Source organism: Hafnia psychrotolerans (assembly GCF_014639435.1).
Lineage (GTDB): Bacteria > Pseudomonadota > Gammaproteobacteria > Enterobacterales > Enterobacteriaceae > Ewingella > Ewingella psychrotolerans.
On sequence record NZ_BMFZ01000011.1, the window covers coordinates 53,822 to 77,505 of the forward strand.

The 23,684-nt window shown below is 53.1% G+C and carries 20 protein-coding genes; 7 read left to right on the forward strand and 13 right to left on the reverse strand.

Features of this window, described 5'->3' with window-relative positions; all coding sequences use genetic code 11:
• Positions 1-22: 22 nt before the first annotated feature.
• Positions 23-400: a YceK/YidQ family lipoprotein gene (locus IEV89_RS17845; RefSeq protein WP_188474868.1), complete on the reverse strand. Its 378-nt coding sequence runs from the start codon at positions 398-400 to the stop codon at positions 23-25.
• 417 nt (positions 401-817) lie between these two features.
• Between IEV89_RS17845 and ibpA the strand changes: the two genes are divergently transcribed.
• Complete coding sequence (gene ibpA / locus IEV89_RS17850) at positions 818-1,228, forward strand: small heat shock chaperone IbpA (RefSeq protein WP_188474869.1); 411 nt, start codon at positions 818-820, stop codon at positions 1,226-1,228.
• A gap of 113 nt (positions 1,229-1,341) precedes the next feature.
• Positions 1,342-1,776: a small heat shock chaperone IbpB gene (gene ibpB, locus IEV89_RS17855; protein WP_188474870.1), complete on the forward strand. Its 435-nt coding sequence runs from the start codon at positions 1,342-1,344 to the stop codon at positions 1,774-1,776.
• 90 nt (positions 1,777-1,866) lie between these two features.
• Here the strand turns inward: ibpB and IEV89_RS17860 are convergent, their stop codons facing one another.
• The 12 genes from IEV89_RS17860 to IEV89_RS17915 form a co-directional block, all read right to left on the reverse strand.
• Complete coding sequence (locus IEV89_RS17860; protein ID WP_188474871.1) at positions 1,867-3,123, reverse strand: valine--pyruvate transaminase; 1,257 nt, start codon at positions 3,121-3,123, stop codon at positions 1,867-1,869.
• A gap of 187 nt (positions 3,124-3,310) precedes the next feature.
• Entirely contained in the window at positions 3,311-4,288 is a 978-nt protein-coding gene (gene ghrB, locus IEV89_RS17865) for a glyoxylate/hydroxypyruvate reductase GhrB (protein WP_188474872.1), read from the reverse strand.
• A gap of 42 nt (positions 4,289-4,330) precedes the next feature.
• On the reverse strand, positions 4,331-5,599 hold the full coding sequence (locus IEV89_RS17870; protein WP_188474873.1) for an MFS transporter: 1,269 nt from the start codon (positions 5,597-5,599) through the stop codon (positions 4,331-4,333).
• 93 nt (positions 5,600-5,692) lie between these two features.
• Positions 5,693-6,649 (reverse strand): sugar kinase, encoded by a 957-nt coding sequence (locus IEV89_RS17875; RefSeq protein ID WP_188474874.1) that lies wholly within the window; start codon positions 6,647-6,649, stop codon positions 5,693-5,695.
• 11 nt (positions 6,650-6,660) lie between these two features.
• On the reverse strand, positions 6,661-7,425 hold the full coding sequence (locus IEV89_RS17880) for a sugar phosphate isomerase/epimerase family protein (RefSeq protein WP_188474875.1): 765 nt from the start codon (positions 7,423-7,425) through the stop codon (positions 6,661-6,663).
• 220 nt (positions 7,426-7,645) lie between these two features.
• A complete protein-coding gene (locus IEV89_RS17885; RefSeq protein WP_188474876.1) occupies positions 7,646-8,680 on the reverse strand; it encodes a LacI family DNA-binding transcriptional regulator in 1,035 nt (344 codons plus the stop codon).
• Between the two features lie 77 nt (positions 8,681-8,757).
• Positions 8,758-10,044, reverse strand: coding sequence for an MFS transporter (locus IEV89_RS17890; RefSeq protein WP_188474877.1), 1,287 nt, complete (start codon positions 10,042-10,044; stop codon positions 8,758-8,760).
• Between the two features lie 83 nt (positions 10,045-10,127).
• A complete protein-coding gene (locus tag IEV89_RS17895) occupies positions 10,128-12,251 on the reverse strand; it encodes an alpha-galactosidase (RefSeq protein WP_188474878.1) in 2,124 nt (707 codons plus the stop codon).
• Positions 12,252-12,388: 137 nt separating this feature from the next.
• The gene (locus IEV89_RS17900) at positions 12,389-13,399 is read right to left on the reverse strand and encodes a substrate-binding domain-containing protein (RefSeq protein ID WP_188474879.1); all 1,011 of its coding nucleotides are present in this window, start codon (positions 13,397-13,399) and stop codon (positions 12,389-12,391) included.
• Between the two features lie 103 nt (positions 13,400-13,502).
• Complete coding sequence (locus IEV89_RS17905) at positions 13,503-14,165, reverse strand: OmpA family lipoprotein (protein ID WP_188474880.1); 663 nt, start codon at positions 14,163-14,165, stop codon at positions 13,503-13,505.
• A 234-nt stretch (positions 14,166-14,399) separates the two neighbouring features.
• Entirely contained in the window at positions 14,400-14,843 is a 444-nt protein-coding gene (locus IEV89_RS17910) for an N-acetyltransferase (RefSeq protein ID WP_188474881.1), read from the reverse strand.
• On the reverse strand, positions 14,840-15,409 hold the full coding sequence (locus IEV89_RS17915) for a DNA-3-methyladenine glycosylase I (RefSeq protein ID WP_188474882.1): 570 nt from the start codon (positions 15,407-15,409) through the stop codon (positions 14,840-14,842). The genes IEV89_RS17910 and IEV89_RS17915 overlap by 4 nt, the downstream gene beginning before the upstream one ends.
• 191 nt (positions 15,410-15,600) lie before the next feature.
• Here IEV89_RS17915 and IEV89_RS17920 point away from each other — a divergent pair, with 191 nt between their 5' ends.
• The 5 genes from IEV89_RS17920 to IEV89_RS17940 all read left to right on the forward strand — a co-directional run bounded on the left by IEV89_RS17920 (position 15,601) and on the right by IEV89_RS17940 (position 23,573).
• Complete coding sequence (locus IEV89_RS17920) at positions 15,601-17,601, forward strand: autotransporter outer membrane beta-barrel domain-containing protein (protein ID WP_188474883.1); 2,001 nt, start codon at positions 15,601-15,603, stop codon at positions 17,599-17,601.
• 194 nt (positions 17,602-17,795) lie between these two features.
• The gene (gene glyQ / locus IEV89_RS17925; RefSeq protein ID WP_140475572.1) at positions 17,796-18,710 is read left to right on the forward strand and encodes a glycine--tRNA ligase subunit alpha; all 915 of its coding nucleotides are present in this window, start codon (positions 17,796-17,798) and stop codon (positions 18,708-18,710) included.
• Between the two features lie 9 nt (positions 18,711-18,719).
• Positions 18,720-20,789, forward strand: coding sequence for a glycine--tRNA ligase subunit beta (gene glyS / locus IEV89_RS17930; RefSeq protein ID WP_188474884.1), 2,070 nt, complete (start codon positions 18,720-18,722; stop codon positions 20,787-20,789).
• Positions 20,790-21,863: 1,074 nt separating this feature from the next.
• Positions 21,864-22,586 carry a DUF3053 domain-containing protein gene (locus IEV89_RS17935; RefSeq protein ID WP_188474885.1) on the forward strand — a complete coding sequence of 241 codons (723 nt, stop codon included), beginning with the start codon at positions 21,864-21,866 and terminating at the stop codon, positions 22,584-22,586.
• A 192-nt stretch (positions 22,587-22,778) separates the two neighbouring features.
• The gene (locus IEV89_RS17940; RefSeq protein ID WP_188474886.1) at positions 22,779-23,573 is read left to right on the forward strand and encodes a DsbA family protein; all 795 of its coding nucleotides are present in this window, start codon (positions 22,779-22,781) and stop codon (positions 23,571-23,573) included.
• Positions 23,574-23,684 lie beyond the last annotated feature (111 nt).

A 23,684-nucleotide genomic window follows, 5' to 3' on the forward strand; every position in this document is an offset into this window, starting at 1 on the left:
TCAATTTTTTTACTGGAAACCGTTACTTTTTGTGGGCTGATGACTTTTGCGAATGTGTTGTCGCCGTCATTGGCGGAACGTGGTCGATATCCACCCCGTGGCTTAACGCCAGATTATGTTCTTCGCTGGTTTTGATGCGATCCCGGGTGTTCTGATTTCCCTGACGATAGTAGTCATAAGGTAATAACAGCGTATCAAGTAGCGCACTGAAAGGCAGATCGACAATTAACAAAGGCGTCATTGCCCAACTGGTGTCATCACTGGCAATCATGGTCATGTCGGCGCGGGTCCCGGGATAATATCCCTGATGGCCCCCGGTGTGAGTCATGACGCTGGAGCAGCCGCTGGTCGATAAAAAAGCACATCCTGTCACGAGCGGCAGTAAAACTGTTTTCATCATGTTCGAACTCATCTCATGCTGTCGGACTGAGGATTTATCGTCAAAGGTGACTTATATCACTCAGCCAAAAAAATTAACAAAGCAAGGTGTGGCTCTGTGGTGGCCGTCTCAATTATTCGTTTATATCTGAAGCTACTGCCTTAGCTAAACGTCGGTATGTTGAATTATAGTCTAAGGGATGACGGATATCCTGCGATGAAAAATCTAAATATATTGTGTAGGGTGATTGTTTAGGTTACTCACTTTTTTATTTAGCCAGCATATTTTTTTCGTTTGCTGACTTGAAATTCTTTTTTATACCACCATTTTTATCATACAACGCAGGAAAGCATACGCCGTAAGGGTATGACGCGTCACAGACCTGTCCCGAGGGAAGGTCACTAACAATCGACTCGCTGCATGTCAGGAGAATCACTCATGCGTAATTTTGATTTATCCCCGTTATACCGCTCAGCTATTGGTTTCGACCGTCTATTCAATTTAATTGAATCCGGACAAAATCAGGGTGGCGGCTACCCTCCTTATAATGTCGAACTGGTGGATGAAAACCATTATCGCATTGCGATTGCGGTGGCCGGTTTTGCTGAATCCGAGTTGGAGATCACGGCTCAGGATAATATGTTACTGGTTAAAGGTGCTCATCAAGACGCCGCAGCAGAGCGTACCTATTTATATCAGGGCATCGCAGAACGTAATTTCGAGCGTAAATTCCAGCTGGCTGAACATATTCAAATTAAATCCGCCAATTTGGCGAATGGTTTGCTTTACATCGATCTTGAACGCGTCGTGCCGGAATCATCTAAACCGCGTCGCATCGATATACGTTAATTTGGACCACAAACACTTTTGAAACAGCATTGCTCGCCGTCAGGGAGCAGAAACGCCACGCCTTTGAAACCGTGGTGACTTCATTTATCTCGCTTCATAGAAGGAGTTACACTATGCGTAATTACGATATTTCCCCATTGCTGCGTCAATGGATTGGCTTCGATAAACTCGCCAGCTCAATGCAGGGCGCCGATCAGGCCTTCCCACCGTATAACATTGAGAAATCAGACGATAATCATTATCGCATCTCACTGGCGCTGGCTGGTTTCCAGCAAAGCGATCTGAATATTGAAGTGGAGGGGCCGCGTCTGACGATCAGCGGGACGCCAGTACCGCCGGAAACCAAGGTGGAATATTTGCATCAGGGATTAGTGATCAAGCCTTTTAGTCTGAGCTTTACGCTGGCTGAGCACATGCATGTTTCCGCTGCTGAGTTTACTCACGGCCTACTGCACGTCAGCCTGGTCCGCGACGTACCGCCAGCGCTGCAACCGCAGAAAATTGCTATCGGGACGGATAAACCTACGTTAGAAAATCAGCTGTCTTAATTCATCTCGTTTTAAACTCTTCTTTAAAACGTATAAAAAAAGCCGGGGTCATGTTGCCCCGGCTTTCTTATCTATCTGTTATTCGTGGCATCATGACGGGTTTTCCGCGTGCGCTTTTTCCACTTCTTCCGCCAGAATCTTCACGCCTAACTCAATTTGCTCAGCGTCAGGCACGTAGTTCATCCGCATACATTGATGCGTATGCGCCCACGGATGCTCCAGCCCCGGAAAGAAGTAATGCCCCGGTACCATCAGCACGCCGCGCTTCTTGAGACGCTGATACAGAACTTCAGTGGTGATAGGCAGGTTTTTAAACCATAACCAGAGGAAAATCGCGCCTTCGGGTTTATGGATCAAACAGCGCTCTGGCGGTAGATAGCGGCGCAGCGTGGCGATGGTTTCCTGCACTCGCTGATAGTAGAAGGGTTTAATCACCTCTTCTGACAGCCGCAGCAGATCACCACGCGTGATCATTTCAGTGGCGATGGCAGGACCGACGCTGCCCGGTGACAAACTGATGATGCCGTTCATATTACTGATGGCTGTAATGACTTTCTCGTCAGCAATCACGATGCCGCAGCGCGATCCCGGCAGGCCAAGCTTCGACAAGCTCATGCACAGAATAATGTTTGGGTTCCACAACGGTGTGGCGTCAGTAAAGATGATGCTGGGGAAGGGCACGCCGTAGGCATTGTCGATCAGCAGCGGAATGTCACGCCGTTGAGCCAGTACATCCAGACGCTGTAACTCCTGATCGGTTATCACATTGCCTGTTGGGTTGGTCGGGCGTGATACGCAAATCAGACCGATATCATCCGTTATGTTGAGATGATCGAAGTCGACATGATATTTAAACTGGCCTTCAGGCAGTAATTCAATATTGGGTTTGGCAGAAATGAACAGATTTTCGTCTAGCCCGGCGTCGGCATAACCGAGATATTCCGGTGCCAGCGGGAACAGAACCTTCGCCATCGAGCCGTCGGCGCGGCGGCCGGCATACAAGTTAAACAGATAGAAGAAGGCGCTCTGGCTGCCATTGGTCAGCGCAATATTTTTTGCGTCCAGCTCCCAGCCCAGTTCTTTCTTCAGCAGGCCAGCTAATGCATGGCGCAGCACGTCTTTACCCTGCGGTCCGTCATAGTTACACAGGGCTTCTGTCAGCTTACCTTCTGCTAACATTTCGCTTAACAGCGTTTGGAAATAGTCCTGCATCTCCGGTATTTGCGCAGGGTTCCCACCGCCGAGCATGACCGCCCCAGGCGTGCGCAAGCCATCATTCATATCGCCCATCAGGCGGCTAATGCCTGTGAAGCGGGTAAATTTATCGCCGAAAACAGAAAACGTCATAGAAAGATTTGTGTGTTATCAGAATGTGACGCTCACCATAACGTCTGCTGTAAAACAGTGCAATCGCCCCCGATACGTAGAAATGTATTGTTACAGCCACGACAGATAAAAAAGGACCGCCATCATGAAGTGAATCCCCTTTTATTGGACACTTTATCTGGCGGAATTTTACGCGTTGTTTGACGATCTATTTCTTCAAAATATGCGGGTTAACACAGTTCTCTTTGACTTCACCGGTAAGGGCGGCGATAAGGTTATCCACTGCGCAGGCGGCCATGCCATAACGGGTTTCATGGGTAGCAGAACCGATATGCGGCAGCGCCACGACGTTGGGTAAGCTGAGCAGCGGGGAGTTTTTCGGCAGCGGTTCAGTTTCAAAGACGTCCATGCCTGCGGCGTGGATCGTGCCCTCTTGCAGGGCCGCAATCAGCGCTTTTTCGTCGATGACCGGACCACGACCTGCACTGATCAAAATGGCGCTGGACTTCATTTTGGCTAGCTGTTCTTTACCAATCGTGTGGAAGGTTTGATTGGTCAGTGGCAACAGTACGCAAACGAAATCTGACTTAGCCAGCAGCTCGTCCAACTCGCACTTCTTCGCGCCGAAGCGCTCTTCGGCAGCTTTATGCTGGCTGCGGGCGTTGTACAGTACCTGCATATCAAAGCCGAAATGCGCACGCTGCGCCAGCGCAAGGCCGATACGGCCCATACCGATAATCCCGAGGGTTTTGTGATGCACATCGACACCAAACCAGTCTGCGCCAATGTTGCTCGTCCATTCACCGGCTTTCACGCGCTCGGCAACATTCACCACGCGGCGTGCGGTGGCAAGCACCAGCGCCATCACCGTGTCGGCGACCGTTTCGGTCAGCACGGTCGGCGTATGCATCAGTGGGATCTCGCGGCGGGTCAGTTCATCGACGTCAAAATTGTCGTATCCCACTGAGATAGTCGACACGCCACGCAGACGCGGCGCGTGATCCAGCAGCTCTTTATTCACCGCACCGCCCGAACCAATGAGCCCTTCCGCTTGTTGCAGTGCGTCAAAAACTTTCGGGCGGTTCTCTTCGGTAATGCCTTCGAACTCGACGATTGAAAAGTGTTTTTCCAGGCGCTGATGCAGGTCGGCGGGCAGTTTTTTATATAAAACGATCGATGGCTTCATTGCACACTCCATAATAAAGGATTGATTAAATTTGATATAAAGTTAAACCGACTGCGGCCTCGCCGATGTTTGCTCAGGTTTCACCATGAGTGTCAGTACCACGGAAACGAGCAAGGACACGGCCATGAAAATAAACGAGGCCGCCGGGCTGCCAGTATTGCCGTTGAGATAACCGACAAACCACGATCCGAAGAAAGAGCCGAGTGCCCCCAGACTGTTGATGAGTGCCATCGCGCCGCCAGCGACATTCCTGGGTAGCATCTCAGGAATAATGGCGAAGAACGGGCCGTAAGGGGCATACATGGCGGCGGCAGCTATCACCAGCAGCGAATAAGATACCCAAAAATGATTGGGTCCGACGGCCCATGACGCAAAGAACGCCAGCGCGCCAACCAGTAGCAGTGGCCAGACGAAAATCTTACGGTTCTGCAATTTGTCAGACGCCCATGATACGACAATCATCGCGACAGTGGCCGCAAGATAAGGTACCGAAGAGAGCCAGCCTGCTTCGACCATCCCCATCTGCATGCCGCTGCGCAAAATTGACGGCAGCCACAGCACAAAACCGTAGACACCAATGCTCCAGGCGAAATATTGCATACACAACAGAATCACATTGCGGGATTTAAACGCCTCGGCGTAGTTATGTACCGCTTTAATGCCTTCTTGCTCTTTTGCCAACTGATCGGCCAGCGCTTTTTTCTCTCCCTGCGTCAGCCAGTTAACCTGCTCCGGTTTATCTTTCACCAGGACCCACCAGCAGAATGCCCAGATCACCGCCGGAATGCCTTCGAAAATAAACATTTCTCGCCAGCCGAAGGCGTGGATCAAATAGCCGGACAGCACCGACATCCACAGCACCGTGACCGGATTCCCGAGTATCAGGAAGGTGTTGGCCCGCGAGCGTTCAGATTTGGTGAACCAATGACTGATATACACCAGCATGGCGGGCATCACGGCCGCTTCAACGATTCCCAGTGCAAAGCGGATCGCCGCCAGCATCGGAATGTTATTGACCACCCCGGTCAGGGAGGCAAAACCGCCCCACAACAGCAGGCACCAGAAAATCAATGTCCTGACGCTGCGGCGTTCGGCGTAAATGGTGCCGGGAATTTGAAAGAAGAAATAACCAAGGAAAAACAGCGCGCCGAGCAAGGATGACATCCCTTTAGTAATACCGAGATCCTCATTGATGCCCGCTGCTGATGCAAAGCTGAAATTGGAGCGATCGACATAGGCCAGACTGTAAGTGATAAATACGATCGGCATGATATACCACCAGCGTCTGATGGCGATTTTGGCTTCGTTCATGACTTTTATCCTCAGTTTCGTGACTGATGTGGTTTATTTACTGTTATATAGGGTGCTCAGTAAGTGTAGGGAACAGAGTAAAAACGGTGTGCGTCATGCGTCCACGAGCTGTGCCCGCGTCGGCAGACCTTCGCTGTCACCGATGGCCTGCACCGCCAGGCTGCCGATTTTATTCCCGCGTTTGACTGCCTGCTCTAGTGTCAGCCCTTCAAGCATGGCACTCACCAGCCCGACGGCAAAACCGTCCCCCGCGCCGACGGTATCTACCACATTGTCCACCTTGCAAGCGGCAACCTGCGCCTGCTCGCCGTCTGCATTTTTATACCAGGCGCCGTCTGGACCGGTTTTGATGATCACGGCTTTTACTCCCTGTGTAAGATAAAAATCAGCAATGCCTTCCGGTGTTTTCTTTCCGGTCAGCAACTGACCTTCGCCGAGGCCGGGTAATACCCAGTCGGCAGCAAAGGCGAGGGCATTAATCTCTTCCCGCATCGTCTGCTGACTACCCCATAACACAGGCCGAAGATTAGGGTCGAACGATATACTCCTTCCCGCTTTTCTCATCTCCTTAGCCGCCAGTTTCGACAGTTCCCGCGAAGTGTCCGACAGCGCAGCGGCGACGCCGGAGAGGTGCAGATGCCGGGCTGCGCAGAAATAAGCCGGGTTAAAATCGGCCACTGAAAGATGACTGGCCGCCGAATTTTTACGAAAGTACTCAACGCGGGGATCGCAGCCTCCGATCTCTTTTGATTTCAGCTGGAAGCCGGTTGCATAGTGATCATCCACGGTGACTTGACTGGCATTAATCCGTTCTTTTTCCAGCTGCTTGAGCACGAAACGGCCGAACACGTCATCGCCCACGCGGCTGGCCCATCCGACCTTCAGCCCTAAGCGCGATAGCCCGATGGCAACATTCAGTTCGGCACCCGCGACCTGGCGTGTGAACTGTGTCACCTCTTCAAGCGGGCCGGTTTCGCAGGCGACAAACATCGCCATGGCTTCACCGAGAGTCACCACATCCAGTGCGGCTTGAGACGATAATTCCGACATGCTTTGGTTCCTTATGCTTGCGCGGTGTCCTCACGCAACATTTCAACGTAGTGACGGGTCACGGCGGTCAGATCCTCACCTTCTAGTGGGAACTCAATCCCACGCGGCACATCTTGCGGCAGTTTTTCCAGCAGTGGCTTCCAACTGCCATCGGCGTCGTCCAGCGCCACGGCGTGCCATTTTTCGCCGCACTTCTGGGCTGCTTTTACGTGAATGTAGCCGACATGCTGCGCCACTCGATCGGCTGCGGCCATCGGGTCCTGTCCGACCCACAGCCAGTTGGCCATATCAAAGGCCATAGTCAGCGGTAAATGCAGGGACTGTGCCGCGAACATAAACGCGTTCAACTGCGATAAAATGCCGCAGTCGGAGGTTTGGTCATTTTCCACCACCAGTTTAACTGGGTGCGACCCCAGTATGACTTTTAGCGGAGTGAGGTCTTTACCGGCTTTGAAATATCCCAGCGCCAGTTTTAGTGAGCGTGCGCCGAGTGTTGCCGCTTCCTCCAAAAATGTTGCCAGTGACGGATTCACCTTTCCGCCCTCAACAAACAGCGATTCAGGCACGGAATAAACGGTAAATAAATTTTTCTGGCGGATTTTTTCTGCCAAATCTGGCAAGTTGCTCAGATCTGCGGGCGTAAACAATTCGCGGCGAATCTCAACGCCGTCGGCACCGGCATCGGCAATCACCGGAAGTAGTGCAACCTGCCCGCCCAGTGCTTTCACGTTGTCATTACCATAAGCAGACATGACCACCACAATCTCTTTTTTCATCTCAATATCCTTGTAAAAACCGGCCCGGTATTGCGGGGCAATATTCAATTTTAGACGGATAAATAGGGTGCAGATTTTTGTTAACTCTTTGCTGTCTCTCAATTCACGCTATATGGGACCGGTTCCATTGGGAAGTGGCAAGAATAAAAAATATGATCCCGCTCACGAAGAAACGGCGCGGCAGGAGGAGATTAGAGAAGAATTATCGGGTTTGATGAGCTTAATGCTTTGATGTTGACCCGCGCACAACCAGTTCGCCGGAAAATTCCTGCTCACGGATCGGTTCCTGGTTGCCCTGAATGCGGGTCACCAGTTGTTCAAGTGCCGCGACGCCCATGTCGTAGGTCGGTTGTTTTAGCGTGGTGATACCCACGCCAGCCAGTTCCGCCCATTCCAGTTCGTCAAAGCCCAGCAAGCCGATGTCTTGGCCCCAAACCAAGTCTATCCGGCGCATGGCGCGTGCGACTTGCAGGGTCAAGGCACCGTTGGCTGACAGCACGGCTTTATGTTTGTCCGGATAGCGCGCGACGAAATCACGTAGCAAGGTTTCCAGCGCGGCGGTGTCGCTAAGTTCAACTTCACCCTGTTCAGCGACGTGCTGTGGCTCGCGTTGCATACGCTGTAAGAACGTATGCAGACGATCGAGGCGGGTGTTGATGGTCACCGGTTCACTGAGGAACAAGATGGCCTCGAAACCTTGATTCAGGAGATGATCGGTCACCATCATTGTGGCTTGGGCATTGTCCAGCCCGACCACATCGCAGGAGAAGTTCGCGACTTTACGGTCAATCAGCACCATCGGTAAATTGGCTTGTTGTAGCGTAGAAATGGCCGCCTCGCGCATGCCGACCGCGTTGACCACCATGCCATCGACACGGTAGCTACTAAGGAGTTGCAGATAGTGCTTTTCCTGATCCAGCTGGTTATTGGTGTTACACACCAGCAATGTCAGCCCTTGCTGGCGGCAGGCGGCTTCAACACCGCGCATGACATCAACAGAATAGGGATTGGTAATATCAGCGAGAATCAGCCCAATCAGCCGTGTCTGACCGCTTTTCAGGCTGCGGGCCATCTGGCTCGGCTGGTAATTCAGCAGGGAGATGGCCTGTCCGATGCGCTCTTTGAGATCATCGGACAGCAGGTGTTGTTCACCGTTGAGATAACGCGAAACGCTGGTTTTTCCGGTCTGTGCTGCACGGGCAACGTCACGTATCGTGGCGCGGACTGCTGCGCCCGGCTCCTGTTTTTTGCTCACAACCTTTCTCCCCTCATGCTCATCCCACGGAGACTAGCACAGAGTGTCGAAAGGCTGTAACCGCTAGCCATATAAAGTCAGTGCACTCCTTCCACCGTCCTCGCCGCCGGAACAGCCTGTCTCTGTGGACGACTGCTCAACGTGAAGGCGGAAATTATCGTGACGCTGAAGGCAATTCCCCCGAGGATCAGGTAGGTATCACTAAACCCGATGCGGTCATACAAACTGCCCGCAAAGGCGGAAAGGAAAATCGCCGCCAGCTGTTTGGCGAAGTTAAAGCCAATCAGATAAATGGTCGCCGAGAACCGGACATCAAAAATCTGCGTGATGTATTTGAACACGCCGACCAGCAGGAACGGCACTTCCAGCGCATGCAGCATTTTCAGCAGGATCACTTCTACCGCCGTGGTGGCAAAAGCAGAACCCACGATGCGAATCGACATGATAGTCCCCGCCAGCAGCAACGTGTTTTTCGCGCCGATGCGGTTAATAATCCACGGCGAACAGAACATGATCAGCGCGTTGCACAGCTCACCTGCGGTGGTCACGTAGCCGAACATCTCGGTACCGTGCTGCGGTGAGGAGAAGAAGCTTTTAAAGAAGGTGGCGAACTGCTGATCGAAGACGTCATAGACGCAGGCAACGCCCACTACGTACAAAATCAGCATCCAGAGTTTGCGCTCTTTAAGTAACAAAGCCGCCGTTTTCAGCGAGAATTGCGACTGATTGGCACCGAGTTTATCTAGCACCTGCGCATTTTTATTTTCCTGCGGTCGCGAGATCAGCAGCAAAATCATCAAAATCACCGCCGCGCCAGACCCCATCCAGAACACAATATCCGGATTGATGTTAAACAGTACGCCTGCGGTTGAGGCGCAAATCCCCCAGCCGAAACAGCCGAACATCCGCGCTTTGCCGTATTCGAATGAACTATTGCGGCTAACCCTTTCGATATACGCCTCGGTTGCGCCGGAACCGCCCGCAAAGACGAACCCGATGTACGCGCCGCCCAGAATGGCGCCGAGCACGATATTGATTTTCAGTAATGGCGCGAACACGTAAATAAAGAACGGCGCGAAGAGGAACAGGAGGACGGCGATGATCCACAGCAGGTGTTTCTTCAGGCCGAGCTTGTCAGAAATAATGCCGAAGAACGGCTGAAACAGAATGGCAAATAGCGACATGCTGGAGAAAACAATGCCGGTTTCCGTTTTGCTCAGGCCAATAACGTCAGACAGCCAGATCGGTAAAAAAGGATAACAGGTGGCCATAATGAAGAAGTAGAGAAAGAAATAGCTGCCAAATATCCAGAAGTTGGTATTTTTTTTATAGAAGCAACGATCGCCAGTTTGTGTAGGGTTCATAGTGATTTCCTTGCCGAAACCATCAAAACCGGCACCGAAGCGCCGGCGTTTTTTTATGTTTATCTGTTTTTGATACCAACCGATTAAACGCGCTCAAAACTCAGCAGCAGCGCGCTTTCCGGGTCCAGCACCGGCAGCGTCAGCCCGACATTCGCCAGCCATTCACCGTTCAGCACCGGAGAGTCATGCAACCACGCGGGTTGTACGCGCATGGTGTGGCCACTGCCACCACCGGCCAGCAGTGCCGGTTCATCCAGCACCGTCACGCGATAACGGGCCGTGGGTTTCAACCCAGGGACCCGGAGCGAGCCGGGCAATGACCAGGTGGGCATCCTGAGTTGGCTGACCAAAAACACGGCGCGATCGCGCTTTTGGCTGACGACGCCGTTAATTAGCATCGCATTGTCATGGCTGTCCACGCGGAACACATTTCCGCTGTGCAGCAACGGACGTAACTGCTGATGCAAAAGGGTATATTTCGCAAAACCAGCGCGCTCGGTATCGCCTTCTTTCACCGGATCCAGCTCAATGCCCATATGGCCGAACAGCGCGGTCAGGCCACGGAATGCAATGCTGTGCTGGCGCGAGGTGGCGTGGCACAGTTTGTTGCCGATGTGCGAACCCATCACTTCCGGTGGGAAGAAATAGCTCATGCCGCGCTGAATTTTCTGCCGCTCCAGTGCGTCGTTGTTGTCTGATGTCCAGAAGCGGTGGCTGCGTTTCAACACTTCATAATCAATGCGACCGCCGCCGGAGGCACAGGATTCAAATTCAATCTGCGGGAAGCGTGCTCCCAGGACGTCGAGCAGGCGGTAGAACTGCTGCGTTTGCGCCGTCAGTGCTGCCCGGCCTTCGTGCCCAGGCTGGACGATCTCGCGGTTCATGTCCCACTTCACGTAATCGACATCGTGTTCGCCGAGCAGCCAGCTCATGCGTTCCACCAGATAGTCAAACACCTGCGGATTATTCAAATCGAGCACGAACTGATGACGACCGCTCGGTTGCTGATAACCCGGCAACGCCAGCAGCCAGTCGGGGTGGGCGCGGTACAGATCGGAGTCCGGATTAATCATTTCTGGTTCGACCCAAATCCCAAATTCCATACCGAGATTTTTAACATGGCTGATCACCGGTTCCAGCCCATGCGGGTATTTCTTCTCATCGAGATACCAGTCGCCAAGTGCGGCACGGTCGTGGTCGCGGCCGCGGAACCAACCGTCGTCGATAATGAAGCGTTCAACGCCCAATGCGGCAGATTCTGTCGCCATCTGCATGATATAGTCTGGATCGTGATCGAAGTAGATGCCTTCCCAGGTATTCAGATGCACCGGGCGGGGTTTTCCGGCCGGGAAACGCAAAATTTGCTCACGCACGAAGCGGTGAAATTGCTGGCTCATGAGGTTTAGCCCGCGGGCAGAATAGCTGGCGTATAGCCAAGGTGTTTCCAGCGTGTCACCTTGTTCAAGGCGTTGTTCGCCCGGTAGATAGAGCGCTTCGGCTTGCACCAGACGGCGACCGTCGATTTTGATGTCGGCGCGTAGGCGGTGATTGCCACTCCAGCCCAGATGCATTCCCCAGACTTCTCCCTGTTCTTCGCTAAACCCCTGATGACCGATCATCATGGCTGGAAAATATTCCGAAGATGTTTTGCCGCGCCGGTTTTCCTGAATAATGCCGCCGTGCTCCAGCAAGGTGCGGTGTGGCTGGAATTCCTTGATCCAGCGGCCATGAAACGCCATCACTTCGGCGGCGCGTTCGGGCAGTGGCAGCGTGACAGCCAGGCGCGTCAACTGATAGGTACCGGGCTTGAGGTTGGTCAGTGCATTGCGTGCTTGTAAAACGCCGCTGTCATCAAGGCGCAGTTCACTGCGAAATTGCAGGCCGGCGATGGCATCTTCCGTGGTGATCGTCAGCTGATTTCCCTGCTGTTGTACGTCAACCGTATTGAACACCGGCGACCAGTCCAGACCGTCACGATGTCCTTCCACACCCGGCGTACCGAAAGAACCGCGCCCGGAATCGACGCTGAAATTGACCGGTGCTTCGACATCAATCCGACCGTTGGGCACCGCGCGGCTGAGGGTGATCACATCGTCAGCCGAAAACTGACTCAGGCGGTTTCCCCAATAAAGGATTTCGGCGAATGGCGTACAACGCACGATCAGGCTGGTTTGTTCACTGGTTAAATGAACGATCTGGTTTTCCATAGTGTCACGACTCCACAGGGTAACTTGCAGCGATAAGATGCTATCTGGTGGAGTAACTATTGATCCGAAACGTTTCGGATAGGAAATGTGATGATGCAAATTTGTGATGTAGGGTGGAAAAATAATCTAAAGGAGAACTATAACTGCGGTGGATGCGCGGTGACGCCGGCCTGCAATTCCGGCTGCCAGAGAACCTGCAAATTCCCCATGGGTTCGTTGCGGATCAGCGCCATGGTCATCTCGGCGATTTGCAGCCCGACCGCTTCGCGGGTGCCTTGCCGGATCGCGGTGACTGCGACGTCCGGCAGGCTGTCAGACGGCAAACCGTCATAAATAATCAACGACACTGCGCCACTGAGCAGCAATCCGGCCTCGTACAATGCCAGTGCTGCGCCTTCGCCGTGCATATTACAGTCGCAGACAATCGCCGTCGGTGGCTGAGGTAACGCCAGCAGCGCCTGCGTCGCCTGATAACCGGCGCGGCGGCTTGGGCTGACTTTGTTCACGTATTGCGGATTCAGCGGCAATTTATTTGCCACCAGCCCGTCGAGATACCCCTGATGGCGCTGGCTGATAAAGGATTGCTGATTGTTTTCACCAAGAAAAGCGATGCGCTGGTGGCCGAGTTCAGCGAGATGATCGACGGCCATTTGCATTCCTGCGCGGTTATCGAAATCGAACCAGGCGTAATCCTGCGTCAGGCAGTGGCTGCGTCCGAGTGCCAGAAACGGAAAATTGCGCTGCTGCAAATCCAGCAGGCGCGGATCGTCATTCAGCGTATGTGCCACCAGCATGGCGTCCACACGCTTGCTTTCGATCAGCCTTCGCCACGAAAACGTCCCCAGTTCATCCGGCACCAACAGCAGGTCGATTTCATGCTTCGCCAGTTCGCGGGTGATACAGCCGACCATTTCGACAAACGCCGAATTGCTTAACGGGTGGGAAGTGAAGGGGAAAATGAGGCCAACGGCGTCGATCTTACCCATCTTCAGGCGACGAGCGAGGGTATTGGGCCGGTAGCCGCGCAGATCCGCCGCCGCTTGCACTCGCGCTTTGGTGTCTGCTGAAACGTCATGGTAACCGTTCAGCGCACGACTGACGGTGGTCACAGAGAGACCGAGATCTTTGGCGATAGCTTTCAGAGACATACTGGCATCCGGTGCGCAATGGAGAGAAGCGGTTGCCGGAGGATAACATAAAACGCAAAAACGGAGCCTCGCGGCTCCGTTCATATTTTGGATATCAGCGATTTTACTGCAACGGGCTGAGGGTGATCTCAACGCGGCGGTTCTGCGCTTTGCCTGCTTCGGTGCTGTTGCTGGCGATCGGGTTATCCGGGCCGGCACCGGTGGTGCGTACGCGGCTGCCCGCCACACCCTGAGTGATCAGCGCGCTACCGACGCCGTCAGCGCGTTGCTGTGACAGCCTCATGTTGAGCGCACGGGTACCGGTGCTGTCGGTATAACCCACCACGTTAACCGCCGTTTTCGGATACTCTTTCAGCACCATTGCCACGCCGGTCAGCGTGTTAGCGCCTGCCGGTTTCAGCGTGCTGCTGTTGGTGTCAAAGGTCACGTTATTCGGCATATTCAGCACGATGTTGTCGCCCTGGCGGGTTACGCTGACGCCGGTACCTTTCATTTTGTCTCGCAGTTTAGCTTCTTGCACATCCATGTAATAACCCGCACCACCGCCAAGCGCAGCGCCTGCTGCGGCACCGATCAGCGCGCCTTTGCCACGATCATGTTTAGATGATGAGAGCATCCCAACGCCCGCACCCAGAACGGCACCCAGACCAGCACCAATGCCGGATTTACCCGCTTCGGATTCGCCAGTATATGGGTTGGTGGTACAGGCTGACAGGCCCATCGTGATGCAAAGTGCGCCTGCAACTACAAGAAGTCGTTTTTTCATCTTATTTCCTTTTTGGATGTTTTCTTTCTGTTCTTTTCTCAGAACCTGACCGCTGCATTATGACTGCACGTCTTCCGGTAAGTTGCACCGAAAATGGTGACAAAACATAAACAAATGCAACACAAGGACTTCAGCCCTGCGGCGTTCTTACGCTCTTTATGCGGAATTTCGTGTCGTTAAGCAGTAGGAGAATTCCGGTTATCCGTTTTCATGTCTTTAAGGGGGGTTGGGAACTTATTCACAAAGGGGCTGATACCAACGCAGAACCCAGGTAGGAAGACCGGTTCCGGGATGAACGGTGTCGTTGATCACTAAGAACTCTTCTTTGCGGTAGAAAGCCACAGCCCGATGGTTTTGCTGATAAACCTCCAGCAGCAATAGCGGGAAAAACGCTTTGGCTTCCTGCATTAAGCGTTGCGCGACACCTTTGCCGTAGACACTCTCTTTAACAAACAGCGCGCCGATAAACTGCTGGTTCAACACGCTGATAAAGCCATCGATCTCGCCGTCTTCAGCACAGGAAACCCAGGTTTTTGCCTGCGGCAGAAAGGTTTCGCGCACCATTGACGCGCTTTCGTACCAGTATGACGCTTCAATAAACGGGTGCGCCACGAGCGTGCTGCGCAGCCACAACCGCATGATGGCTTCCGTGTCGGCAGGTTGCGAGAGGCGGATCATGCCGGTTGATTTTTTGGGTGACAGAAACAGTAGGTCTGATGATCGTTCACCAGTCCGGCGGCCTGCATAAACGCATAGCAAATGGTCGAACCGGTAAATTTAAAGCCTTTCTTTTTCAGCGCTTTGGCCATCGCATCAGAGACCGTGGTTTTGGCCGGTACGCCTTCTGGCCCCGGCGGATTATTGATGACCGGTTGATGCTCAACAAAGCTCCAGATGAACGCAGAGAAATCTTCCCCATTGGCCTGCATGGCTAAATAAATCTGTGCATTCAGGATGATAGCTTTGATTTTTCCGCGATGACGGACGATCCCGGCATCGAGAACCAGACGTTCTACATCGTCATCCGTCATTTTGGCGATGCGCACGGGATCAAAATTGTGGAAGTTCTGGCGGTAGTTTTCGCGTTTTCTCAGGATGGTGAGCCACGACAGCCCGGCCTGCTGGCCCTCGAGACACAGCATTTCAAACAACTCACGGCCATCTTTAACTGGCACGCCCCATTCCTTATCGTGGTACTCAAGATAAATCGGTTCTTTTGAGACCCAACTGCAACGTGTCGTCATTCAATTGTCCTTCTAAGTAGATCGGCATGCATGGGAGCAGTGTGTGGCTTCTCGGATAAGTCTGCAACGTCGTTATTTACCGCCTGCCAACTTGACGCTGGTCGGATCTGAACAATATTTAAAGCCATTCATTACGAAATCCTTACGTTTTCCTGGATTCAGGACCGCTGATATTTTGGGGCATTACGACAATGACAGGTAAGAAAAACGCCGTATTACGGCTTACACAGGGCGCTTTCGCTGTGGCGCTGTGTGTGGGCTTACAAGCGCCGGCGCGGGCTTACGATCAACTTTATGTGTTCGGCGACAGCCTGAGTGACACCGGCAACATCGGCCGCTGGACCTTCGACAGCAGCTCACATCCGCTGTACGACGAAATTCTGGCAGACAATATCGGCACGACGCTGACGCCGTCCTCCAAAGGTGGCCTGAACTATGCTGAAGGCGGCGGTGTGGCGGTGCCAGGGCTTGATTCCGATTACACCACACAGGATCAAGTGAAAAATTATCTGACGTCGACGGGGGGTAAAACCGACCCGAACGGGCTGTATATTCACTGGATTGGCGGTAACGATTTAGCCGCCGCCGCGCTCAGCCTGAACCCGATTTCTGCTGTGAAGATTGCCATCAATAGCGCCACGCAGGCCGCTGCGCAGGTGAATGACTTACTGAAAGCCGGAGCCGGAACCGTAGTCGTGCCGACCGTGCCGAATATCGGGCTGACGCCAGTGCTAATGGAGGGCATTATTCAGGTCGGCTTGCTGCCCGTTCAGCAGCAGGCACTGGCAGCCGCTTATCAATATTTGAATGCGCAAAATACGCCAGACACCGATGCGCGTACCGAAGCGATTCATAATGCGCTGAAGGCCTCGACCACCGCTGGCCTGAATTCGGCGTTGGTGCAGGACCTGCTTTCTAAAGGGTTGATTGCTGCTTATGACGCGCTGAAAAGCGTGGCGAGCGATCTGACGGATACGTACAACACCACCGAGGACATTGCGCTGGCAAATACCGGCGGCAATATTGCGCGGGTGGACATCAACGGGCTATTCAACGAAGTGATTGCCGATCCGGCGCTGTACGGTTTTGCCAATACCGCGGGTATGGCTTGCCCGGTAGGAACGTCGGCCTCTGAATGTACGTCGAACCTGCCGGGTTTCGACAGCAGTAAATCCTTCCTGTTTGCTGACCATTTTCACCCAACACCGCAAGCGCATGCACTGATTGCCGAATATATGCAGTCGGTGATCAACGGTCCGCTGGAGGTCACTGCGCTGAATCGAGGTTCGTTGGCGCTGGCGCGAAATACGCAGGGTTTACTCGACAGTCGCTATCAGCAGTTACGCTCGCAAGAGAATGAATCTGGCACCTTCGGCATGTTTGGCGGGTATGCCGGGCAGCGTCTGGACAGCAAAATCAATCCGTCGCTCGGTGATGGGGATGCCACCACTAACTCGGGCAATATTGGCATGGATTACCAGTTAACCGATCGCTGGATGATGGGGCTGATGCTTTCCGGTTCAGACGACAAACAGGATCCGACCGACCATTACAGCTACCGCACGCGCGGCTGGATGGCCACCGCCTTTACCGGCGTGAAAATCGCCGATAATGGGTGGATCAATGGTGATATCCATTATGGCTCACTCAACTACGACGACATCAAACGCAGCATCACGCTCGGGCCAACCACCCGCACCGAGCGCGGCGATACCGACGGGAAACAGATTGGCGGACGCGTCACCGCAGGCTGGGATTTCCCGATTTTGCCGGTGCTGAAAACCGGCCCTGTAGCGCAGTATCGTTGGGATTACAGCAGCATTGACGGGTACAGTGAGAAGGGCAACAACAGCACCTCAATGCGCTTTGGCGACCAGACGTCGCATTCCCAAATCGGCGCACTGGGCTGGCGTTTGAATGCTGAGCTCGGCATCGTCAACCCGTATGCGCAGGTGACCTATGACCGCCAGTTCGGTGACAAAACCTATACCGCCACGGGCGCCATTAAATCTACCCGCACGCACTTTAGCCGCACCACTGGCGAACAAGATGACGATTGGGTCGACATGACCGTCGGCGCGAATATACAAATCACTCACAGTATCTCGGCCTTCGCCGCTGTCTCGCAAACCACCGGCCTGGATTCCGGCGAGCAAACGTCCTATAACGCGGGGATCAGTGCGCGGTTTTAAAATTAAAATTTAAGGGGCGTAACGCCCCTTCCTTACTTGCTTATGTCCTCTCTGGACTGTCCTTGATTTGTATTTTATAGAAAACAAACTGAATCCATTCGCCTCTAACATAGTCATTCTGGCTGATTATCTTCCGTTCAGCGGGTATACTGTTCGGCTCTATATAAACCCACTTTCTCGCGTGCGAATCCAACATGCAAAAGTTTGATACCAAGACATTTCAGGGCCTGATCCTGACACTGCAAGATTATTGGGCGCAGCAGGGCTGCACCATTGTTCAACCGCTGGATATGGAAGTCGGCGCGGGGACTTCCCACCCGATGACCAGCCTGCGTGCACTCGGCCCTGAGCCTTTTGCGGCAGCCTATGTTCAGCCATCACGCCGCCCGACTGACGGTCGCTACGGTGAGAACCCGAACCGCCTGCAACACTATTATCAGTTCCAGGTGATGATCAAACCTTCTCCGGAAAACATTCAGGAACTGTACCTCGGCTCCCTGAAAGAGCTGGGTCTTGATCCGCTGATCCATGATATCCGCTTCGTTGAAGACAACTGGGAAAACCCAACGCTGGGCGCCTGGGGCCTCGGCTGGGAAGTGTGGCTGAACGGCATGGAAGTGACACAGTTCACTTACTTCCAGCAAGTTGGCGGCCTGGAATGTAAGCCTGTGACCGGTGAAATCACTTACGGTCTTGAGCGTCTGGCGATGTACATCCAGGGTGTGGACAGCGTTTACGATCTGGTCTGGAGCGACGGCCCGCTGGGCAAAACGACCTACGGTGACGTGTTCCATCAGAACGAAGTGGAGCAATCCACCTATAACTTCGAATACGCCGACGTTGATTTCCTGTTCTCTTGCTTCGAACAGCACGAGAAAGAGGCGCAAACTCTGCTGGCGCTCGAAAAGCCTCTGGCATTGCCAGCGTACGAGCGCATTTTGAAAGCGGCACATTGCTTCAACCTGCTGGACGCACGCAAAGCTATTTCCGTGACTGAACGTCAGCGCTACATTCTGCGCATCCGTACCCTGACCAAAGCGGTAGCTGAAGCGTATTACGCTTCCCGCGAAGTGTTGGGCTTCCCGATGTGCAAAAAGAACGAGAAGTGAGAAACAGTGATGACTGAAAAAACATTTCTGGTGGAAATCGGCACGGAAGAACTGCCACCGAAGGCTCTGCGCAGCCTTGCTGAATCTTTTGCGGCTAACCTGACTGCCGAGCTGGATGCGGCGAATCTGCCACACGGCGACGTCAAATGGTTTGCAGCACCTCGCCGTCTGGCACTGAAAGTCTCTGCCCTGCACCAATCACAGGCCGATCGAGAAGTTGAAAAACGCGGCCCTGCGGTTTCTCAGGCATTTGATGCCGAAGGTAAACCAAGTAAAGCCGCAGAAGGCTGGGCTCGCGGTTGCGGTATCACCGTGGATCAGGCCGACCGTCTGGTCACTGACAAAGGCGAATGGCTGGTTTACCGTGCGCACGTCAAAGGTGAAAGCGCGCAGCATCTGCTGGCACCGATGGTTGCCACCTCGCTCGCCAAACTGCCTATTCCTAAACTGATGCGCTGGGGCGATTCTGACGTGCAGTTTGTGCGTCCTGTTCACACCGTGACCTTGCTGCTGGGTGATGAGCTGATCCCGGGTAAGATTCTCGGTATCGATTCTGCCCGGACTATTCGCGGCCACCGCTTTATGGGTGAGCCGGAATTCACCATCGACAACGCCGATCAGTATCCGCAAATTTTGCTCGAGCGCGGCAAAGTCATCGCTGATTACGAGCAGCGCAAAGCCATCATCAAACAGGGCGCCGAAGCGGCGGCCAAACAGATTGGCGGCATCGCTGATCTGAGCGAAAGTCTGTTGGAAGAAGTGGCCTCGCTGGTGGAGTGGCCGGTGGTGCTGACCGCCAAATTCGAAGAGAAATTCCTGGCTGTTCCGGCTGAAGCGCTGGTTTACACCATGAAGGGCGACCAGAAGTATTTCCCGGTGTACGACGCGGCGGGCAAACTTCTGCCAAACTTTATTTTCGTCACCAATATTGAATCGAAAGATCCACAGCAAATCATTTCTGGTAACGAAAAAGTGGTGCGTCCACGTCTGGCTGATGCTGAGTTCTTCTTCAATACCGATTTGAAAAAGCGTATCGAAGACCATCTGCCGCGTCTGGCTACCGTGATGTTCCAGAAACAGCTCGGTACGCTGCGTGATAAAACTGACCGTATTGAAGCGCTGTCTGGCTGGATTGCCGATAAAATCGGTGCCAACGCTGATAACGCAAAACGTGCCGGTCGGCTGTCAAAATGCGATCTGATGACCAACATGGTCTTCGAATTCACTGACACGCAGGGCGTGATGGGCATGCACTATGCACGTCACGACGGCGAAGCGGAAGAAGTGGCGGTTGCACTGAACGAGCAGTATCAGCCACGCTTTGCTGGCGACGCCTTACCGGCTTCCTCCGTCGCTTGTGCGCTGGCCATCGCCGACAAGATGGACACGCTGGCCGGTATCTTTGGCATCGGACAGCATCCGAAAGGTGATAAAGACCCGTTCGCACTGCGTCGTGCAGCGCTGGGTGTGTTGCGTATTATTGTTGAGAAAAACCTGTCTCTTGATTTGCAAACCCTGACCGAAGAAGCGGTGCGTCTGTACGGCGACAAGCTGACTAACGCCAAGGTTGTGGATGACGTGGTTGATTTCATGCTCGGTCGTTTCCGTGCCTGGTATCAGGAAGAGGGCCACAGCGTTGACACTATTCAGGCTGTGCTGGCGCGTCGTCCGACCAAACCGGCTGACTTTGATGCCCGTGTGAAAGCGGTCAGTTATTTCCGCACGCTGGATGAAGCCGCGACGCTGGCTGCTGCCAATAAACGCGTTTCCAATATTCTGGCGAAATCGACGGATACGCTGCTTGAGAATGTTAGCGCCTCGGTGTTGAAAGAGCCTGCCGAGCTGAAACTGGCAACGCATCTGGTGGTTCTGCGTGACAAGCTGACGCCGCTGTTTGCTGCCGGTCAGTACAAAGAAGCCCTGGTTGAACTGGCTGCACTGCGCGAAACCGTCGATACGTTCTTCGATACGGTGATGGTGATGGATGAGAACGAAGCGGTTCGAATCAACCGTTTGACACTGCTGTCTAAGTTACGGGAGTTGTTCTTGCAGGTAGCGGATATTTCGCTGCTTCAGTAAGCAGGGGACTTTTCAGCTTTATTAACGCTGAAGAAGCAAAATATTGAGCGAGGCCGGGTTACGATCCGGACCTCGTTTTTTTGTTTTTAATTTCAAATTTTTTTAAATTCAAATTCAAATTCAAAATCAAGGTCGTGGGCTTGCCGCCCACACCGCTTTAAGACCTTGGGCTGCCGCCCAAACTGGCCCAGAAGGTGCGTAAGCGCGCACCCTCTGGACTCCCGCGCTTTTTAAAAACAGCAGCTGCGCGGGTCACAATGGCCGTGTTTCAGGGGCCACAGCGATAGCCGTAAAATGTCAGCCCTTACGGGCTTCCCGGCTGCGGGTTCGAGCCAACGGTAAAGATGTTGTCTCTCCACCGACTTGCCGGTGACATTTTGAACACGGCCGAAGCTTCTTTAAATTCAAAATCAAAACCCGTGTGGTGTTGACCTTTAAAATGTCGAGGCCGCATTCAAAATGGCGCCGAGCAAGCGGTTCAATACCTGAGGCTGAAACCCACAGCGAGGGTACCGCCGAAGCGGTGATACGTTAAATGCTGCCGACGCTTTTTTAAGTTCAAAATCGGAACTGTTTTTATCTTTTTAAAAAAAGTATGGGCCGCATTCAAAATGGCGCTGAATGAGAGGTGAGAAACGGCGAGCGGGTTTACTGCGAGCTGGTCCGAACCCGAAATGAAGGAACCGCAACGCGGCGCTATTTTGCGGCTATAACCCAAGTACCTGAAACACGGCCATCCCGATTCAGCGATAGCGCGCAGTTAAAAAAGCTCGGATTCTTAAGGCCCGAGCGACTGCGGGCCTTAAGGCCGGTTTGGGTGGCAACCCAAGGTCTTAACCTTGAATTTAAAAAAGCGGGTGTGGGTGGCAACCCAAGGTCTTAACCTTGAATTTAAAAAAGCAGGTGTGGACGGCAACCCAAGGTCTTAACCTCGAATTTGAACTTAAAACTTTTCCAACGCTTTTTTAAAAAGCGTTCTCCCCCCAGATGTTCTATCCTATAACCCGCATGGAATGCATAAACTCGGCAGGGAACTTGCCGGCAAAAGAACATTGAAATCAGGAGTCAGGACTCATGGCTGTAGGGATCAGAAGCGGTGTATTTTCTCGCTGGCTGGCGCCGTTTATCGCACTGCTGGTAGTTTTTCAGCTTACTGCATGCGGCGATAAAGAACCGGAACAACGCAAAGCCTTTATCGACTATTTGCAAAATACCGTAATGCGCAGTGGGCAGAACCTGCCATCACTGAGTGAAGATCAGAAACAGAGGTTTGGTAATTATGCGAATGACTACGGCATCATTCTGTCGTATTCACGCCAGATGAAGCAGGCCGTGGAAAGTAGTTTGGTTCCTGCGGTTAGCGCCATTGGGCAGATTCGTACACCGCAAGACTACATGACACAGCGTACTGAGCTGCAACAGTCGGTGGGTGCATTGAATCTGCTGAGTGCGCAAATTCGCGATTCCAAGAACAAAGCGGATACCGCTATGGCTGCTCTCAAGCAACCAAGCGATCTTAAAGCCGTTTACGCGCAGGTTTACGCTAACGTGGTGACTGAGCCAGCCAATGTGCTGACTCCGCTGGTGCCAGCGCTGACCAGCTTCACGCAGGACATTATTGCGGTAGGGGATTACCTGCAACAGCAGGGTGCTAACGTTGCTTTTGCTAACGGTGGCGTGCAGTTCCCGACGCAACAACAGGCAATGCAATACAACACCATGATGTCGAATCTGGTGGGTAAACAGCAGACGTTGCTCAGCGCGCAGAAAGTCGCGCAAGGTGATTTTAGCCGCTAGCCATTAATCATCTGATTTATAAAAGAAATATGACCACGCTATACTCGGCGTGGTTTTTTTATGGGGCGAATGGTCGTTTTGCACAAAAAATTTATAAACAATCACAATTTTTTTCCTGCAAAGAGGACGAAATTCATCTATTTTTTCAGCAACTTTATATATTCACGCTTTCTGCTAATTAAGGGTTTATTGATGAAACGTTTGACGATGACTTTGCTGGCTGCGCTGGTTATGGCACCGACAATCACGATGGCTGCTGACAGCGCCTCCGCTGATTTTACCCCGGCTCAGCAGGCGGCTATTGGCAAAATTGCCTCTGATTACCTGCTTGCGCACCCTGAAATCCTGGTCCAGGTCGGCCAGAAATTGCAGGCCCAGCAGGCGGATCAACAGCAGCAGCAAACGCAGGCAGCGGTGCTGGAGAATGCCAAAGCGCTGGTCAGCGATCCGGCCACTCCAAGCTATGGACCTAAAGATGCCAAAGTCGCGTTCGTGGAATTCTTCGATTACCAGTGTCTGTACTGTAGCCACATGGCGCCGTTGGTTGAGCAAACCGTAAAAGCTAACCCGAACGTGCGTTTCGTGTTCAAAGAGTGGCCAATCTTCGGTGACCGCTGGAAAGAGTCTATCACTGCCGCTGAAACCGGCATGGCGATATGGAAAGAGAAAGGGTCACAGGCTTATTTCGATTACCACAACAGTATTTACCGCACCGGTCATGACGAAGGCAAACTGACTAACGCAGATATCGCCGGTGCTGTGAAAGCGGCTAAAGCCACCACCCCAACCGCTGCCCAGTTGAAAGCCACTCACGAAGCGATCGCTTCCAATGATCAACTGGCGCGCACTTTAGGTTTTAGCGGTACGCCGGGCTTTATCGTAATGCCAACCCACGGCGCAACCAGTGAAAATACCACCGTACTGCCGGGCGCCGTCTCTGCCGACGATTTGCAGGCCGCCATCGTGAAAGCGCAGGGCGGGAAGTAATTCTTTAAAGGCATGCTTTAATACAACGGCGGGCTGTCTGACAGCTCGCCGTTTTAATTCCCCTTATCCTTTTCTTTCAACCTCTCCCTCCGTAAACGCATTCCTGCGCGG

What these genes read in the sequence shown, in the direction of transcription:
- IEV89_RS17905 (WP_188474880.1), bottom strand. Translation starts at nt 14,165, where the DNA reads ATGAAAAAACGACTTCTTGTAGTTGCAGGCGCACTTTGCATCACGATG.
- IEV89_RS17890 (WP_188474877.1), bottom strand. Translation starts at nt 10,044, where the DNA reads ATGAACCCTACACAAACTGGCGATCGTTGCTTCTATAAAAAAAATACC.
- IEV89_RS17920 (WP_188474883.1), top strand. Translation starts at nt 15,601, where the DNA reads ATGACAGGTAAGAAAAACGCCGTATTACGGCTTACACAGGGCGCTTTC.
- ghrB (WP_188474872.1), bottom strand. Translation starts at nt 4,288, where the DNA reads ATGAAGCCATCGATCGTTTTATATAAAAAACTGCCCGCCGACCTGCAT.
- glyQ (WP_140475572.1), top strand. Translation starts at nt 17,796, where the DNA reads ATGCAAAAGTTTGATACCAAGACATTTCAGGGCCTGATCCTGACACTG.
- IEV89_RS17870 (WP_188474873.1), bottom strand. Translation starts at nt 5,599, where the DNA reads ATGAACGAAGCCAAAATCGCCATCAGACGCTGGTGGTATATCATGCCG.
- IEV89_RS17915 (WP_188474882.1), bottom strand. Translation starts at nt 15,409, where the DNA reads ATGACGACACGTTGCAGTTGGGTCTCAAAAGAACCGATTTATCTTGAG.
- IEV89_RS17895 (WP_188474878.1), bottom strand. Translation starts at nt 12,251, where the DNA reads ATGGAAAACCAGATCGTTCATTTAACCAGTGAACAAACCAGCCTGATC.
- glyS (WP_188474884.1), top strand. Translation starts at nt 18,720, where the DNA reads ATGACTGAAAAAACATTTCTGGTGGAAATCGGCACGGAAGAACTGCCA.
- IEV89_RS17880 (WP_188474875.1), bottom strand. Translation starts at nt 7,425, where the DNA reads ATGAAAAAAGAGATTGTGGTGGTCATGTCTGCTTATGGTAATGACAAC.
- IEV89_RS17860 (WP_188474871.1), bottom strand. Translation starts at nt 3,123, where the DNA reads ATGACGTTTTCTGTTTTCGGCGATAAATTTACCCGCTTCACAGGCATT.
- IEV89_RS17900 (WP_188474879.1), bottom strand. Translation starts at nt 13,399, where the DNA reads ATGTCTCTGAAAGCTATCGCCAAAGATCTCGGTCTCTCTGTGACCACC.
- ibpB (WP_188474870.1), top strand. Translation starts at nt 1,342, where the DNA reads ATGCGTAATTACGATATTTCCCCATTGCTGCGTCAATGGATTGGCTTC.
- ibpA (WP_188474869.1), top strand. Translation starts at nt 818, where the DNA reads ATGCGTAATTTTGATTTATCCCCGTTATACCGCTCAGCTATTGGTTTC.
- IEV89_RS17910 (WP_188474881.1), bottom strand. Translation starts at nt 14,843, where the DNA reads ATGATCCGCCTCTCGCAACCTGCCGACACGGAAGCCATCATGCGGTTG.
- IEV89_RS17935 (WP_188474885.1), top strand. Translation starts at nt 21,864, where the DNA reads ATGGCTGTAGGGATCAGAAGCGGTGTATTTTCTCGCTGGCTGGCGCCG.
- IEV89_RS17875 (WP_188474874.1), bottom strand. Translation starts at nt 6,649, where the DNA reads ATGTCGGAATTATCGTCTCAAGCCGCACTGGATGTGGTGACTCTCGGT.
- IEV89_RS17940 (WP_188474886.1), top strand. Translation starts at nt 22,779, where the DNA reads ATGAAACGTTTGACGATGACTTTGCTGGCTGCGCTGGTTATGGCACCG.
- IEV89_RS17845 (WP_188474868.1), bottom strand. Translation starts at nt 400, where the DNA reads ATGATGAAAACAGTTTTACTGCCGCTCGTGACAGGATGTGCTTTTTTA.